15 protein-coding genes are annotated in these 13,248 nt (G+C 72.4%); 5 read left to right on the top strand and 10 right to left on the bottom strand.

Annotated elements, in window-relative coordinates; all coding sequences use genetic code 11:
• Window position 1: 1 nt before the first annotated feature.
• Window positions 2–928: a zinc-binding alcohol dehydrogenase family protein gene (locus OHA21_RS18895; RefSeq protein ID WP_328475378.1), complete on the bottom strand. Its 927-nt coding sequence runs from the start codon at window positions 926–928 to the stop codon at window positions 2–4.
• An 85-nt stretch (window positions 929–1,013) separates the two neighbouring features.
• Here OHA21_RS18895 and OHA21_RS18890 point away from each other — a divergent pair, with 85 nt between their 5' ends.
• Complete coding sequence (locus tag OHA21_RS18890; RefSeq protein ID WP_328475377.1) at window positions 1,014–1,433, top strand: MarR family winged helix-turn-helix transcriptional regulator; 420 nt, start codon at window positions 1,014–1,016, stop codon at window positions 1,431–1,433.
• 62 nt (window positions 1,434–1,495) lie between these two features.
• On the opposite strand, the gene msrA is transcribed toward OHA21_RS18890, so the two are convergent.
• Complete coding sequence (gene msrA, locus OHA21_RS18885; protein WP_328475376.1) at window positions 1,496–1,999, bottom strand: peptide-methionine (S)-S-oxide reductase MsrA; 504 nt, start codon at window positions 1,997–1,999, stop codon at window positions 1,496–1,498.
• 62 nt (window positions 2,000–2,061) lie between these two features.
• Window positions 2,062–3,228 (bottom strand): PP2C family protein-serine/threonine phosphatase, encoded by a 1,167-nt coding sequence (locus tag OHA21_RS18880; RefSeq protein WP_328475375.1) that lies wholly within the window; start codon window positions 3,226–3,228, stop codon window positions 2,062–2,064.
• 75 nt (window positions 3,229–3,303) lie between these two features.
• Between OHA21_RS18880 and OHA21_RS18875 the strand changes: the two genes are divergently transcribed.
• Window positions 3,304–4,509, top strand: coding sequence for an MFS transporter (locus tag OHA21_RS18875; protein ID WP_328475374.1), 1,206 nt, complete (start codon window positions 3,304–3,306; stop codon window positions 4,507–4,509).
• 67 nt (window positions 4,510–4,576) lie between these two features.
• Here OHA21_RS18875 and OHA21_RS18870 read toward each other — a convergent pair whose 3' ends face one another.
• Window positions 4,577–5,563: a helix-turn-helix transcriptional regulator gene (locus tag OHA21_RS18870; protein ID WP_328475373.1), complete on the bottom strand. Its 987-nt coding sequence runs from the start codon at window positions 5,561–5,563 to the stop codon at window positions 4,577–4,579.
• A 62-nt stretch (window positions 5,564–5,625) separates the two neighbouring features.
• Here OHA21_RS18870 and OHA21_RS18865 point away from each other — a divergent pair, with 62 nt between their 5' ends.
• The gene (locus OHA21_RS18865; protein WP_328475372.1) at window positions 5,626–7,065 is read left to right on the top strand and encodes an MFS transporter; all 1,440 of its coding nucleotides are present in this window, start codon (window positions 5,626–5,628) and stop codon (window positions 7,063–7,065) included.
• 9 nt (window positions 7,066–7,074) lie between these two features.
• On the opposite strand, the gene OHA21_RS18860 is transcribed toward OHA21_RS18865, so the two are convergent.
• The 6 genes from OHA21_RS18860 to OHA21_RS18835 all read right to left on the bottom strand — a co-directional run bounded on the left by OHA21_RS18860 (window position 7,075) and on the right by OHA21_RS18835 (window position 11,381).
• Window positions 7,075–7,206, bottom strand: a complete 132-nt coding sequence (locus OHA21_RS18860; RefSeq protein WP_328475371.1) for a hypothetical protein — start codon at window positions 7,204–7,206, stop codon at window positions 7,075–7,077.
• 96 nt (window positions 7,207–7,302) lie between these two features.
• On the bottom strand, window positions 7,303–7,908 hold the full coding sequence (locus tag OHA21_RS18855) for a hypothetical protein (RefSeq protein WP_328475370.1): 606 nt from the start codon (window positions 7,906–7,908) through the stop codon (window positions 7,303–7,305).
• Window positions 7,905–9,227: a hypothetical protein gene (locus OHA21_RS18850; RefSeq protein ID WP_328475369.1), complete on the bottom strand. Its 1,323-nt coding sequence runs from the start codon at window positions 9,225–9,227 to the stop codon at window positions 7,905–7,907. The genes OHA21_RS18855 and OHA21_RS18850 overlap by 4 nt, the downstream gene beginning before the upstream one ends.
• Window positions 9,224–10,024 carry an ABC transporter ATP-binding protein gene (locus OHA21_RS18845; RefSeq protein ID WP_328475368.1) on the bottom strand — a complete coding sequence of 267 codons (801 nt, stop codon included), beginning with the start codon at window positions 10,022–10,024 and terminating at the stop codon, window positions 9,224–9,226. The genes OHA21_RS18850 and OHA21_RS18845 overlap by 4 nt, the downstream gene beginning before the upstream one ends.
• Window positions 10,025–10,050: 26 nt before the next feature.
• Window positions 10,051–10,851: a hypothetical protein gene (locus tag OHA21_RS18840; RefSeq protein WP_328475367.1), complete on the bottom strand. Its 801-nt coding sequence runs from the start codon at window positions 10,849–10,851 to the stop codon at window positions 10,051–10,053.
• Window positions 10,848–11,381: an RNA polymerase sigma factor gene (locus OHA21_RS18835; protein WP_328475366.1), complete on the bottom strand. Its 534-nt coding sequence runs from the start codon at window positions 11,379–11,381 to the stop codon at window positions 10,848–10,850. The genes OHA21_RS18840 and OHA21_RS18835 overlap by 4 nt, the downstream gene beginning before the upstream one ends.
• 253 nt (window positions 11,382–11,634) lie before the next feature.
• Between OHA21_RS18835 and OHA21_RS18830 the strand changes: the two genes are divergently transcribed.
• Together OHA21_RS18830 and OHA21_RS18825 are read left to right on the top strand one after the other, a co-directional pair.
• Entirely contained in the window at window positions 11,635–12,927 is a 1,293-nt protein-coding gene (locus OHA21_RS18830; RefSeq protein WP_328475365.1) for a hypothetical protein, read from the top strand.
• Between the two features lie 25 nt (window positions 12,928–12,952).
• Window positions 12,953–13,198, top strand: coding sequence for a hypothetical protein (locus OHA21_RS18825; protein WP_328475364.1), 246 nt, complete (start codon window positions 12,953–12,955; stop codon window positions 13,196–13,198).
• The last annotated feature ends 50 nt before the right edge of the window (window positions 13,199–13,248 follow it).

Here is a 13,248-nt window from a genome sequence, read left to right as displayed (position 1 = left end):
GTTACGGCACGAGGACGATGCGGTCGCCGGTCCCGCCGGTCCAGGCCCGGGTGACGTCGGTCAGCGGCACCGCCTCGGCCCGCACGTCGAGCGATCCGTCGGTGACCGCGGCGGCAAGCTCCGGCAGTTCCGCGAGGAAGTCGCGGGCGGGGACGGATCCGATGCCGCTGCCGACGATCTGCAGCCGCGCCGAGCGCAGCGCGATCGACGGGACCGGCGCGGTCGCGCCGCCCATGGACCCGATCTGGATCCAGGTCAGCGGTGCGGCGCGGTCGGCGCGGGCGGTGAGCATCGGGATCATCGCGGCGGCGGCGGGCTCACCCCACACGTAGTCGAGGACGACGTCGACGTCAGCCGCGCGCTCGATCTCGTCGAAGGTGCACGTCTCGTCAGCACCCAGGGCGGGCAGCGCGGCCAGACGTGCCGCGTCCCGTCCGGCGGCGATCACGTGCGCGGCGCCGAACAGCTTCGCGACCTGCACCGCCATCCGCCCGGCGTTGCCGGTGGCGCCGATGACCAGCACCCGCTGCCCGGTGGTGAACTCGGCGCGGCGTCGCAGCGCGACCCAGGAGGACATCCCGGGGTTCATCGCGGCGGCGATCCGGACCGGGTCGGTGCCCTCCGGCAGCACGACACTGCGACGTACGTCGATCACCGTGCGCTCGGCGAACGTACCGAACGTCGTGTCGTCGAGGACCGCGTAGCGCAACCGGCCGGCCGGGTCGCGCACGACGCCGTCGGCGCCCGGCACCAGCGGGAACGCGCCGGTGCTGCTGTAGTGCGAGCCGTTGGCCTTCGCCCGGGTCAGATGGTGCAGGCCGGCGGCGAGTACCTGCACGACCATCTCGTTGTCGCCGGTCGCGGCCGGCTCGGGGTGGTCGGTGTAGACGGGCGGGGTGTCGGACGCGGACAGGACTGCGGCGCGCATGGCGAACCTCCTGGAGAGATGGTTTGTATTACCAACGACCTCCAGAATGGTTCGTAATCCCAACCATGTCAACTAGGATGGGGGCATGACCTCCGAGGACTCCGTGGACGCGCTGGTCGACGCTCTCGTGCGCTGCACGTTCCAGGTGACGGGCGTGCTCACCAGCATCGGCGCCGCCAACGACCTGTCCCTCACCCAGCTGCGGGTGTTCGGCATCCTGCGCGACCGGCGTCCCCGCGTCACCGAGTTGGCCGCCTACCTGGGCCTCGACAAGTCGTCGATGTCCGGTCTGATCGACCGCGCCGAGCGTCGCGGCCTGCTCGGCCGGGCCAAGGACCCGGCCGACGGCCGCGCCGTCGTGGTGTTCCTGACCCCGGCCGGCCACGAGCTCACCCGGACGCTGTACGTCCAGGTTCGCGACGCGCTCGCGCCGGCACTGGGCCGCCTGCGGCCTGAGCAGCGCGAACAGCTTCTCCAGTCGCTGGGGCCGCTGCTCGGTGACTGACCGCCGGAGACAGCAAAGCCGGGGCCGAGCGGTTTGCTCGACCCCGGCGATGATGCTCGGCTCTACTGCGAGCGGCGCGGCAGCTTCCAGTTCGGGCGGGGGAAGTGGCAGGTGTAGCCGTTCGGGATGCGCTCCAGGTAGTCCTGGTGCTCCGGCTCGGCCTCCCAGAACGGGCCGGCCGCGGTCACCTCGGTGACGACCTTGCCGGGCCACAGGCCGGACGCGTCGACGTCGGCGATGGTGTCCTCGGCGACCTGCTTCTGCTCGTCGCTCTCGTAGAAGATCGCCGAGCGGTAGCTCGTACCGATGTCGTTGCCCTGGCGGTTGACCGTGCTCGGGTCGTGGATCTGGAAGAAGAACTCGAGCAGATCCCGGTACGAGGTGACCGCCGGGTCGTAGACGATCTCGATGGCCTCGGCGTGGCCCGCGTGGTTGCGGTACGTCGCGTTCTCCACCTGGCCGCCGGTGTAGCCGACCCGGGTGGAGACCACGCCGGGGCGCTTGCGGATCAGGTCCTGCATGCCCCAGAAACAGCCACCGGCCAGGATGGCCTTCTGCGTGCTCATAGTGCCGCACCTTCTTTCGTTGTCGACAGGCACAACGTTTTCACGCCCCCGCGCATGCCCGGTCAGTGCCGGCGCCACTGCAGCATCGCGGCGGTCGCGTCGTCGCGCAGTTCACCCTGTTCGTAGGAGACGATCGTCTGGATGAGCCGGCGCATCGTCTCCGGCGCCGGAATGCCGGCGCCCAGGGTGCGCAGCATGAATTCGCTGAGCTGTTCCACGCCGAACAGCGTGCCGGAGGCGTCCCGGGCCTCGGTGATGCCGTCGGTGTAGAGGACCAGCGCGTCCCCCGGTTCCAGTTGCACCTCGATCACCTGCGGGACGCGGCGCAGCATGTGGCCGAGGCCGAGCGGCAGCGCGTTGGGCGTGGGCAGCATGGGCAGGGCCCGGCCGTCACGCAGGAACAGCTCGGCCGGGTGACCGGCGCTGATCCGCCGGTACGCGCCGGTCGCGATGTCGAGTTCGGCCACCAGTGCGGTGACGAAGGCGCCCGGATACTGGGCGCGGATCCACTTGTCGATCGACCGGCAGGTGTCGAGCAGGGAGAGCCCGGACCGGCGGGCGTTACGGTATGTGTTCAACGTCAGGGTGGTCAGCGCGCTCGCGCTGATCCCGTGCCCGACCGTGTCGAAGAGCGCCACGTGCAGGACGTCACCGTTGGCCGCGTAGTCGAAGGCGTCGCCGCCGACCTCGTAGCAGGGTTCGAGCACGGCGGTGACCATGGTGCCGTCGACCGCGAAGGTGAGCGGCGGCAGCTGATTCCAGATGATCTCCGCGGCCAGCTGCATCGGCATCCGCCGCCGGGTGTGCTCGACCGCGTCGCCGTAGAATCGCCGGCTGGCGATCAGCTCGGCGACCAGGGCGGCGATCACCTCGAGGTCGTGCTGCACGGGAAGCGGGGGAGGAGCCTTGACCCGGAACTCCAGCACGCCGAGCCGTTCGGCGCCGTGCAGCAGCGGCAGCCACAGCATCCCGTCGTCGTTCCACTGGTGCCGCGCGGTGGTGAAGGCCCGCCCGGCGAGGGTGTCCTCCACCGCCAGCGTGGTGGCGGTGTCGAGCACGGTCCCGCGCAACGGGTGCAGCGCCTCCTGCCCGTAGTCGACGAGCAGGACGGTGACGGCTTCCGCGTCGAGCAGCGGCGCGGCCTCGGCCAGCACCTGCGGCAGATCCTCGGCCCGCCCGCGGTGCCGCAGATCCATGAGCCGTCGCACGGCCTCCATCGACGCGGACATCGCCCTCATCTTCCCCAATGGAGGGCCGGCTCATGCGCCCGGCGGGGAACCGGCTGCTCGGGTAAGGTGCCCTACGTGCTACCGGTCCTGACGCGATACCTGTCGGCCGCGATCGGTGCCCGCCTCGCCGACGAGGGCGCCCGGGTGTCGATCGTGCTGCTCGCCATCGAGCAGACCGGCCATGCCGGGGTCGGCGGGCTGCTGGTCGCGGCGTTGATGGTCCCGCACGTGGCCGCCGCCCCGCTGGCCGGCGCCGCCGCCGACCGGGCCCGCCGCCGCAAACCGCTCTATCTGGCCGCCTTCGTCGCCTACGCGCTGGCACTGACCGGCTCCGCGCTGCTGATCGGCCCCGCGACCTGGGCGGCCGCCATCCTGCTGTTCGCCGGCGGATGCCTCGCGCCGCTGCTGTTCGGCGGCCTGAGCAGCCTGTTGCGCGAGCTGGTCCCCGGCAACCTGGGACGCGCGTTCGGCTTCGACGCCACCACCTACTCGGTGGCGGGCATCGCCGGCCCGGCGCTCGCCGCGCTGGTCGCCGGCTTCGCCGGAGCGGCCTGGTCACTGGTCACCCTGGGCGGGTTCGCCCTGCTGGGTGCCGCGGCGTTTCTCACCCTGCCCTTGGGGGCACGCCCCTCCGAGGTACGCGCGACGCGCCCGAAACGGCCACTGGCCGCCTTCGCGGTGATGGTCAGCAGGCCACGGCTGGGCGCGGCGACCGCGGCCACCGGGCTCAGCCAGTTCGGTTTCGGGGCGCTGCCCCTGGCCGCCGCCGCGATCGCCACCGCCCGCCACGACCCGCCCCTGACCGGCCTGATCATGGCAGTGGGCGCCGCCGGCAGCCTGGTCGGTTCGCTGCTGACCACCCGGATCACGGTCGTGCACCGCCGTCCGGTCCGCACCCTGCTGATCTGCATCGCGGCGATGGCCGTACCGTTCCTGCTCGTCGCGTTCCTGCCCGGCCTGTGGCCGCTGATCGCCGTGGCCGGGCTGCTGATGGGACCGACCACGGTGGCCCTGTTCTCGATCCGCGACCGCGAGTCCCCACCCGAGATCCGCACCCAGGTCTTCACCCTCGGCGCCGGCATCAAGGTCACCTCAGCCGCCGCCGGCGCCGCCGTGGGCGGCCTGCTCTCCACCGCCGGCCCGGCCCTGCTGCTGGGCGTGATCGCCGCCGGCCAGCTGCTGGCCGCCCTGACCGGCGCCCTCCTCCTGCGCCGCGCCGGCCGCCCGGCCGGGCCGCAGACCGAGGAAGCCGATGCGCCCGCCCTGCGCCCGGAGAACTGAGCAGGAGCAGCGTTCCGCTCGAAGCGTGGCCCGGCCCGGAGCCGTGATCATCCTGTCGTTGCGCGCCTCACGCCTTCGAAAGTCTTCGTGCCAGGGCGCGGCAGGCGTCGCGCAGTTCAGCCGGTTCGATGACGTCGATGTCGGCGTCGAAGGTGGCGAGGATGCCCGCGATGCCGGCCCACGACCAGGCGCCCAGCGTGATCCGCGCCTGAGCGGGACCGACGTACTCGACCACTGATCCGCCGGGAGCCCAGCGGGCCACGATCTCCGGCGGCAGGTCCATCCGCGCGGTGCCGACGCACTGCCAGTCGGGCCGGGTGTCGCCGCGGTCGTAGCTGTTCATGACGTGGTTGGCGACACTGCCGCCGGGCAGGTCCCGGCGGGTGAAGGGCCGGCCGGTCGGCGTGTGGGCGTGGATGCGGTCGACGCGGTAGATCGGCCAGGAGCCGCTGGCCGGCTCGTAGGCGACCAGATACCACCGGCCCGCCCACAACACCAGGTGGTGCGGTTCGACCCGGAGCGGCGGCACGAAATCAGCGTCGCGCGGTTCGGGTCGCGTGCCGTCGGGCCGCAGGTAGTCGAAGAGCAGCAGATGACCTTTGCGTACGGCGTTGCCGACCGCCTTGAGGGCGCCCGCGTCGATCGGCGGGGCGGCGAACTCCCACCAGTTGCGCAGCCGGGTGATGCGCAGCGCGTCGATCTCGGCCCGCAGCCGGGCGGGCATGACCTGCTGGATGGTCTCCAGCGCCCGGGCCGCGGCGTCGCTGAGGCCGAACACGGTGGCCGGCGCCGTCTGCAACGCCAGCGCGACGGCGACCGCCTGGTCGTCGTCGAACATCAACGGCGGCAGCGTGGTGCCGGCGCCGAGCCGGTACCCGCCGTCCGGACCCTTGGTCGTCAGCACCGGGTAGCCGAGTTCGCGCAGCGCCTCGATGTCGCGCCGGATGGTGCGCGTGCTCACCCCGGCGCGGGCGGCGAGTTCGTCGCCGCTCCACTCGCGGCGCGACGCCAGCAGGGACAGCAGCTTCAGGATGCGCTCCGATGTCGTGGCCACGGCACCATGCTGCCGTCGGTACCGGACATCCGGTGTCCGGTACCGGTGTCAGCGTGCCCGGTATGACGACATCACCAGCACCGCTGCAACGGGCGGGACGCTCCGCCGGCATCGCCTTGGCGGTGGTCCTGTTCGCCGACTTCATGGATCTGCTCGACGCGACGATCGTGGTCGTCGCCGCACCCGCGCTGGCCGCCGACCTCGGCGCGAGCGAGGCGCAGCTGCAGTGGACGCTGGCCGCTTACACCCTCGCGCTGGGCTCGGCCCTGATCACCGGCGGCCGCATCGGCGACAGCTACGGCCGGCGCCGCATCTTCCTGGCCGGCCTGGCCGGTTTCGTGGCCGCGTCGGCGCTGTGCGCGCTGGCGACCGGTCCGGCCATGCTGATCGCCACCCGGGCGCTGCAGGGCCTGGCGGCCGGGGTGATGGTTCCGCAGGTGTTCGGCATCATCCGCTCGTCGTTCGACGCCGCCGGCCGGGCCCGGGCGTTCGGCGCGTACGGCGCGGTGCTGAGCCTGGCCTCGGTGGCCGGCCCGCTGCTCGGTGGATTCCTGGTGGACGCGGACCTGTTCGGCCTGGGCTGGCGGACCATCTTTTGGATCAACGTGCCGATCGGGCTGATCGCGCTCGCCCTGGGCGCCCGGGTGCTGCCCGAGTCGACCGGCGGCGAGCGGACCAGACTGGACCTGCGGGGCGCGGTCACCGTGACCGGGGCGGTCCTGCTGATCCTTCTCCCGCTCGTCCAGGGCCGGGTCTGGGGCTGGCCGTGGTGGGGGTTCGCGCTGATCGCGGCCGGTGTCGTGGTGCTGCTCGCCTTCCTGGCTGCCGAGGCCCGCCTCGCCGCCCGCGGCGGGCAGCCGCTGCTGGACCCCGCGCTGCTTCAAATCCGCAGCTTCGCCGCCGGCCTCGCCGCCGCGTTGTTCTTCTTCGGCGCCATCGCGGCGTTCTTCCTCACCCTGTCGATCTACCTGCAGGCCGGCACCGGCCGCAGCGCCTGGCAGACCGGTCTGGTGATCCTGCCGTACGCCATCGGCTCCGTCCTCACCTCCGGCCTCGGTGTCGCGCTGGCTGCCCGGGCCGGGCGGGCCCTCGCGGTGACCGGCTCGCTCCTGCTCGCCGCTTCCCAGGCGATGCTGTCGTGGCTGGTCCGCGACGGACAGGACCCCGGGTACGCCATGCTGGCGCTCGCCCTGTTCGCCGGCGGGCTCGGGCTGGGGCTGACCGCGCCGATCCTGGTCAATGTCATCCTCGCCGGTGTGCCGGGCCGTGACGCGGGCGCCGCCGGCGGGGTGCTCTCCACCGTCACGCAGATCGGCGGCGCCGCCGGCGTCGCCGTCCTGGGCACCGTGTTCTTCCTCGCGGTCGACAGCGCGCCGGACCGCCTTCAGGTGTTCAGCGACGCGTTCGGCAGCGTGCTGAGCTGGCAGGTCGTGCTCTACGTCGTGGCGGCCGGCCTGATGCTGTTGCTGCCCCGGGCGGCCGCGCCGGACTCCGGCCACTGACGACCGGCCCTACCGGGACGGCTGCTGGTCCGGGGCGTCGTGGTCGTCGCGCAGGTACATGTACCAGTACGAGGTGGCGACGAACACGACCGCCCCGACCAGGTTGCCGGCGAAGGCCAGCGCCGGCCCCTTGGTGGCCATCGCGGGACTCCTGTCTGCGGACGGCATCGTTGCCCGCGGATACCCGCCGCCCGCCCGGCTATGCCCTGGACCGGCCCGTGTCGCAGACTGTGGCGCTCAATGCTGGGCGGCCTCGGCCGGCGCGCTGCGGGCGGGGCCGCTCACCGCGTACGCGATCAGTCCGCTCACCGCGAGCAGTCCCGCGGTGATCGCGGCAGCGGTGCTGGCCGGCTCCTGTGCCTGCCAGGTCAGGATCCGGCCCAGCAGAGGTTCGCCCCGGGGGAACAGGACCGCCGCCAGTGTCCAGCCCAGCGGCAGGAACCAGGCCTTGGCGGTGCCGAACATCGCGGCGCCCAGCGCGGTCAGCCCGAGCAGCCCGGCCGCGTCGCGCACCACCAGCCCGGCCGGCCCGAACCGTGCGCCGGTGACCAGCGTGGCCAGCAGCAGCGCCACCACGACCAGCAGGGCCACCAGCAGGTGCGCGGCCCGGCGCCGCGGCCAGGCGATCGCCGCGGTGCGCTCCAGGGCGTCGTCGGGCCCGCCCAGGGTCGCGGTCAGCGCCGCGACCAGCAGCAGGACTGTCAGCACGACCATCGGCATGCCGGCGTCGCGGCTGTCGGAGAACACCGACCACAGCGTCCACATCAGGACCGTGCCGCCGCCGGCTGCGGCCAGCGCGACCGGGATGCGCCGGGAGCGCAGGTACAGCGTCAGCCACCTCACCGGGCGCTCCCGGCGAACAGGCTTGCTCCGTCCGCGCAGCTCACCGCGGCCTCGCGCAGCGCGGCAACCCGGGCCTGCGCTTCGGCTGCGGGCATCGCCTGCAGGGTGTGCCACTGCTCCACGGCCGAGGCCTGCTCGTCCGATTCGTAGAAGGTGCCTGCCGCCGGTTCCTGGCCGATCAACCAGTAGGCGGCGGCGTACTGGTCGGCCGGGCGGGGGAAGTTCTGGCATTCGGGTGACCCGGTGAAGGCTCCGGCCACCACCTTCGCCTGGACGCGGTCCGGCTCTTCCAGGTGACCGTCCTGGCCGGTGGCGACGCGGAGCAGGACCAGGTCGGGGCGCCACGGCGCGTAGCGGTCCGGGACGTAGGTGCTGGTGTCCTCGTGCACCCGGGTCGGCGCGCCGGGCAGCTTGGCGAGCGCGGTGAGGCCGTCGCGGGCGGAGGCGGTCAGCTCGGGCAGCAGGCCGGAGTGCACCCGGCTCAGGCAGACCCGCGGCTCGTCGTCGGCGCACACCAGTTCCTGGGCGACCGGGTCGACGGAGCCGACGACGTACCGGTTCTGGTGCGGCATGACGGTGATCGCCAGCGCGGCGCCCAGGGCGACCGGCAGCAGCGCCGCGACACGGGTTCGCCACCCGCCGGAGGCGAACAGCAGCACCGCTGCGCCGGCCAGCGCGGCGAGCCAGAGAGCCTGGGCAGCGCTGGCCCGGCCGGGCACGGTGGTGAAGGCGTCCGGCATGTTCATCTCGTAGATCGGGGAGAACACCAGGGCCAGCCAGCCGTGCGGCCGGGTGGCGCCGGGGATGGCCAGCAGCAGCCCCAGGCCGGCGATGCCCAGTACCGGCGCGGTCGCCCGCCACGGCAGCAGCCGGCCGATCGCCAGTCCCAGCCAGACCGCCGCGATCAGCGCCAGCACGCCGACGGCGGTGACGACGAGGGCCTGCACGGGCAGGTACGCCGCGGTGTCGAAGATCCACAGGCCGCCGGCGAGGCCCATCGCCAGGTAGGCGGCGGTGACCGCGGCGGCCATCGCGAGCAGGATCGGCAGGATGCGGGACGCGCGCGGGCGCGGGGTGCTGGCGAACAGTTCGGTCACCTTCGACCGGTTCTCCCGGCTGGCCTGCCAGGCGCCGGCGGCCAGCGCCAGCGGCCACAGCAGGGCCAGGTAGAGCCGCTGCGACATGGCCAGCTGCATCCAGCCGGTCGCGAACCCGATCCCTTCGGCGAAGTACAGCGCGAGCACGCCGACCACCAGCAGGATCAGCGCGGATCCGGCCGCCGCGGAGCGGCGCAGTTCGATGCCGAGTACGCGTCTCACCGGCCCGCCTCCGTCCGGTGCCGGCGCAGCAGCGCCGAGTAGCCGCGTTCGGCCGGGCTGTCGCCGGGATCGCTGTCGCTGCCCTGTGCGACCAGTCCGTCCGGGGTGCCCTGGAACAGCAGCCGGCCCTCGTTGATCATGACGACGTCGCTGCAGGCGGCGACCACGTCCTCGACGAGGTGGGTGGAGACCAGCACACAGCAGTCGACGCCGATGTCGCGGAGCAGCTCGCGGAACTCCAGCCGCTGCTCCGGGTCGAGGCCGACGGTCGGCTCGTCGAGCAGCAGGATCGCCGGGTCGTTGACGATCGCCTGGGCGATGCCGGCACGGCGCAGCATGCCGCCGGACAGCGTCTTCATCCGGGCGCCGGCCTTGTCCGCGAGCCCGACCCGTTCGATCGCCCGCTGCGTCGCGCCGGGGATCGCGGTCTTCGGCATCTCCTTGAGCCACGCCATGTACTCGACGAATTCGCGCACCGTGAACCTCGGGTAGAACCCGAACTGCTGGGGCAGGTAGCCCAGCCCGCGGCGCACCCGGCGCAGGTCGGCGCGGCTGTCCACCGACTCGCCGAGCAGGGTGAGCCGGCCGCCGGCCGGTTTCAGCACCGTCGCCAGCGCCCGCATCAGGGTGGTCTTGCCGGCGCCGTTGGGCCCGAGCAGGCCGTGCACCCCGGTGTTCAGGCTCAGGTCGAGCCCGTCCACGGCCAGGTGGCGGCCGGCCCGGACCTGCAGGCCTTCGGCGTGCACCGCCCAGGGATAGGTGGTGGGGGCTGTTTCAGCCGCGCTCACCGTACGCATCTTCGGTCCCTTTCAGTTGTGGCTTTTCAGTTGTGGCTGGAGAGCCGGCGGAAGTTGTCGGACCGGGCGGCGACGAAGCCGGCCAGCACCAAAGTCAGCAGTGCCCAGATCAGTGAGCTGCCCGGTTGCAGCACCAGCGGCAGTTGCGCCGAGGCCAGGGCGGGCACCACCACGGCCAGCGACCAGGCGGTGCCGAGGCCGAGCGCGGCCCGCCGCACGCCGACGAAGCCACCCAGGGCGATGGTCGCGGCGGTGAAGGCCAGGCACGGCAGCAGCGTCAGGGCCAGAGACACGCCGGTACGGCTACTCGCCAGCGCCAGTGCGGGCACCACCACGGCCAGAACCGCAGCGGTACGCCGGAGCAGCATGGCCAGTCCGGCCGCCGGTGTGCCCGCGATCAGCTCCCACGCCGGGTCGTGCCGGCGGCTCCACGCGATCGCCACGCCGGGCAGCGGCGCGATCGGGGCCAGCAGGGCCACCATCGACGGCAGGCTGGGCTGGATGGAATGCAGTGCGACGGCACAGGCGAGCACCGCCACCGTCATGGTCAGCCACGGCACGAGGTGCCAGACGAGCAACCGGTTGCGCACCGCTGACCAGCGCCGCCGGGCGGCCGGAGCCGGTCCGGCAGCGATGGCGTCGCCCATGCCGGCGGCGACGCGGGCGAGCAGGGCCCGCGAGTCGTCGTTGGTGCGGTCGGCCAGCAGGGCCCGGCAGTCCGGGCAGTCCTCCAGATGCACCTCGACCGACCAGACCGTGACCTCGTCGAGGGTCGCCGCCGGGTCGGCGTAGCGGGCGATCACCGTGGGATTCGGATGTGCGGTCACGACAGTGCCTCCCGAAGGGCGATCCGGGCCCGGCGGGCCCGCGACTTCACGGTGTTCTCGGGCAGGCCGAGCAGCAGGGACGTCTCCCGGACGGACAGGCCGTCGAGCACCATGGCCCGCAGCACCTGCCGCGCCTCCGGGGGCAGTTCCAGCAGGGCCTGTTCCAGTTCCTGGCCGACCCGGACGGCCATCACCTCGTCCTCGGCGGCCGGGGCGACCGTCTCGGCCATCGGCACCGCGGGCACCTGGTTCTGCCGGGCCCGGCGGCGGAACGCGTCGACCAGGCGGTGCGCGGCGATGGTCCACAGCCAGCCGACCGCGCTGCCTGACGTGGTGGCGCCGGCGAAGCTGCCCGCGGCCCGCCAGACGGCCAGGTAGGTCTCCTGCATCACGTCGGCGACCACGTCGTCGTCGGAGCAGCGGCGGCGCAGCCGGCTGAGCAGCCACGGCGACGTGCGCCGGTACAGCTCGTCGAACGCGCGCCGGTCCCCGGCGGCGGTGCGGCGGACGAGTTCTGCCTCGTCAGCCACGTTCAGGCTTCGTTTCACACCCAGCAAGACGAAGCGATGATCGCATACGGTGCGTCGGTGACTGTGACCTGGACCACAAATCAATCCCGGCCGTCGTCATCGCGACAGACAGTGACGAGGCGTCGGTGTTCATCAGGCTGATACTGCGCCTGGTGTACCGGGCCGGCCGGCTGAACGGCGGCGAAGCAGCGTAATCGACGGCGTCCAGCCGGCCATTGATCAGGGTTGACCCCGTGGCGGACGGTGTCTGGGCATGGGGGAAATCACTCGAGCCGAAGTGCTCAAACGCGCTCAGTACTGGGTCGACCGCAAGTTCATCTACTCGCAGGTGCAGCACAGGCCCGATCCGCAGGGCCGCACCTACCGGACGGACTGCTCCGGACTGATCAGCATGGCGTGGCGCCTGTCCATCCAGCCGGACACGACGGCGCTCTTCCGGTGGAGCGGCAAGATGAACGTGCGGTTGGAGGACCTCCGGCCGGGCGACGCCTTCGTCCGGCCCAAGAGCAGCCCGCACGGAGGCCACGCCGAACTGTTCGCCCGCTGGGTCGACCCGAAGGATCCGAAGAAGGGGTGCTACGTCTACTCGTTCAACAACGATCGGGAGACGGTCAACAATCCGAGCACCGAGAGCAACCTCGGAAACCGGGGTAAGCGATCCTGGAACGACATGAACAAGGGCTTCCAGGGCATCCGCTACCTGAAGATCACCGAGGACGCGCCGAAGCCGCCGCCGCCCAAGCCGCAGCCGCAGGCCCAGAAGCACATCCTGCGGGAGCCCGACTTCCGGATCTCCATCGTCGTCGGCGGCGCGCCGTTCCTGCTCACGCTCGACGAGTACAAGGCCATGGGCAGCCCGATGTACACCAGCGTCCCGGCCGGCACCTTCGCCTCGATGCCCGGCGTGATCGCGGACGGCACCGTGATCCGCACCTACACCGACGGCGTGATCTCGATCGTGGCCGGCGGCGCCCGCTACCGCTTCACCCCGGCCGAGTACGCCGCGATGAAGAACCCGGCGTTCGTCAACCTGCCGCCCCGGCTGCTGTCCGTCCTGGACACTTCGCCCAATGACGGCACGATGCTGCGCGACCACACCAACGGCGACATCTACCAGATCACCGGCAACGCGAAGTACTACCTGAAGGACGGTGGCTGGGACGACCTGGGCCGGCCCGGCTTCACCAACGTGCCGCCCGGCTTCATCGCCTCGATCACCGCGACCGTCCCGGTGGAGCCCACCTTCCTGCGCCACGTCAAGACCGGCGCGATCCACCAGGTCGTCGGTGGTTACGGCTACCACCTGACCCCGGAGGAGTACGAGCTGCTGCACCGGCCCGCGTTCACCGACGTGCCGGTCGGACGGCTCAACTCGCTGTCGGTCCGCCCGGCGGAGGGCACCCTGCTGCGCGACGTCTCCGACGGCGTGATCTGGCGGGTGGACGGTGTGGGCCGCAGCCAGGTCGACCCGTCCGCGTTCGCCGCCGCCCGCGAGGGTCCCGCAGCCGTCGACGTGCCGCCGGGCCTGCTGGCCAAGCTGGACTGACGCCGCACCACCACGATGCCGGGGCGTGGAGATCGTCGAGGCGGCACGGCTGCTGATGTCCCCGGCAGGGCGCTCAGATCCGTACGCGGTGTATACCGCGCTGCGCCGGCACGGCCCGCTGGTCGAGGTGCGTGCCGGCGTGGACGCCGCGGCTATGGCGAGCTCGCCGAGGCGCTCGAGACCGGCGATCCGGCGCGGCTGTGCGGAGCAGGTGACGGCGATGCGCCGGCAGCAGGCAGGTACTACCCAGGAGCAACAGTCTGACATCTGAGTCACAACCGGGCGCTCCGACTCTGGACCCGTATGACACACGGGGGAGAG

The organism is Actinoplanes sp. NBC_00393, from assembly GCF_036053395.1.
GTDB lineage: Bacteria > Actinomycetota > Actinomycetes > Mycobacteriales > Micromonosporaceae > Actinoplanes.
The sequence above is the reverse complement of the archived record's forward strand: the minus strand, read 5'-3'. Positions and strand labels throughout refer to the sequence as shown.

Excerpts from the sequence above, each read along its gene's own strand:
- OHA21_RS18895 (WP_328475378.1), bottom strand. The coding sequence starts at position 928 with ATGCGCGCCGCAGTCCTGTCCGCGTCCGACACCCCGCCCGTCTACACC.
- OHA21_RS18890 (WP_328475377.1), top strand. The coding sequence starts at position 1,014 with ATGACCTCCGAGGACTCCGTGGACGCGCTGGTCGACGCTCTCGTGCGC.
- msrA (WP_328475376.1), bottom strand. The coding sequence starts at position 1,999 with ATGAGCACGCAGAAGGCCATCCTGGCCGGTGGCTGTTTCTGGGGCATG.
- OHA21_RS18880 (WP_328475375.1), bottom strand. The coding sequence starts at position 3,228 with ATGTCCGCGTCGATGGAGGCCGTGCGACGGCTCATGGATCTGCGGCAC.
- OHA21_RS18865 (WP_328475372.1), top strand. The coding sequence starts at position 5,626 with ATGACGACATCACCAGCACCGCTGCAACGGGCGGGACGCTCCGCCGGC.
- OHA21_RS18860 (WP_328475371.1), bottom strand. The coding sequence starts at position 7,206 with ATGGCCACCAAGGGGCCGGCGCTGGCCTTCGCCGGCAACCTGGTCGGG.
- OHA21_RS18845 (WP_328475368.1), bottom strand. The coding sequence starts at position 10,024 with ATGCGTACGGTGAGCGCGGCTGAAACAGCCCCCACCACCTATCCCTGG.
- OHA21_RS18830 (WP_328475365.1), top strand. The coding sequence starts at position 11,635 with ATGGGGGAAATCACTCGAGCCGAAGTGCTCAAACGCGCTCAGTACTGG.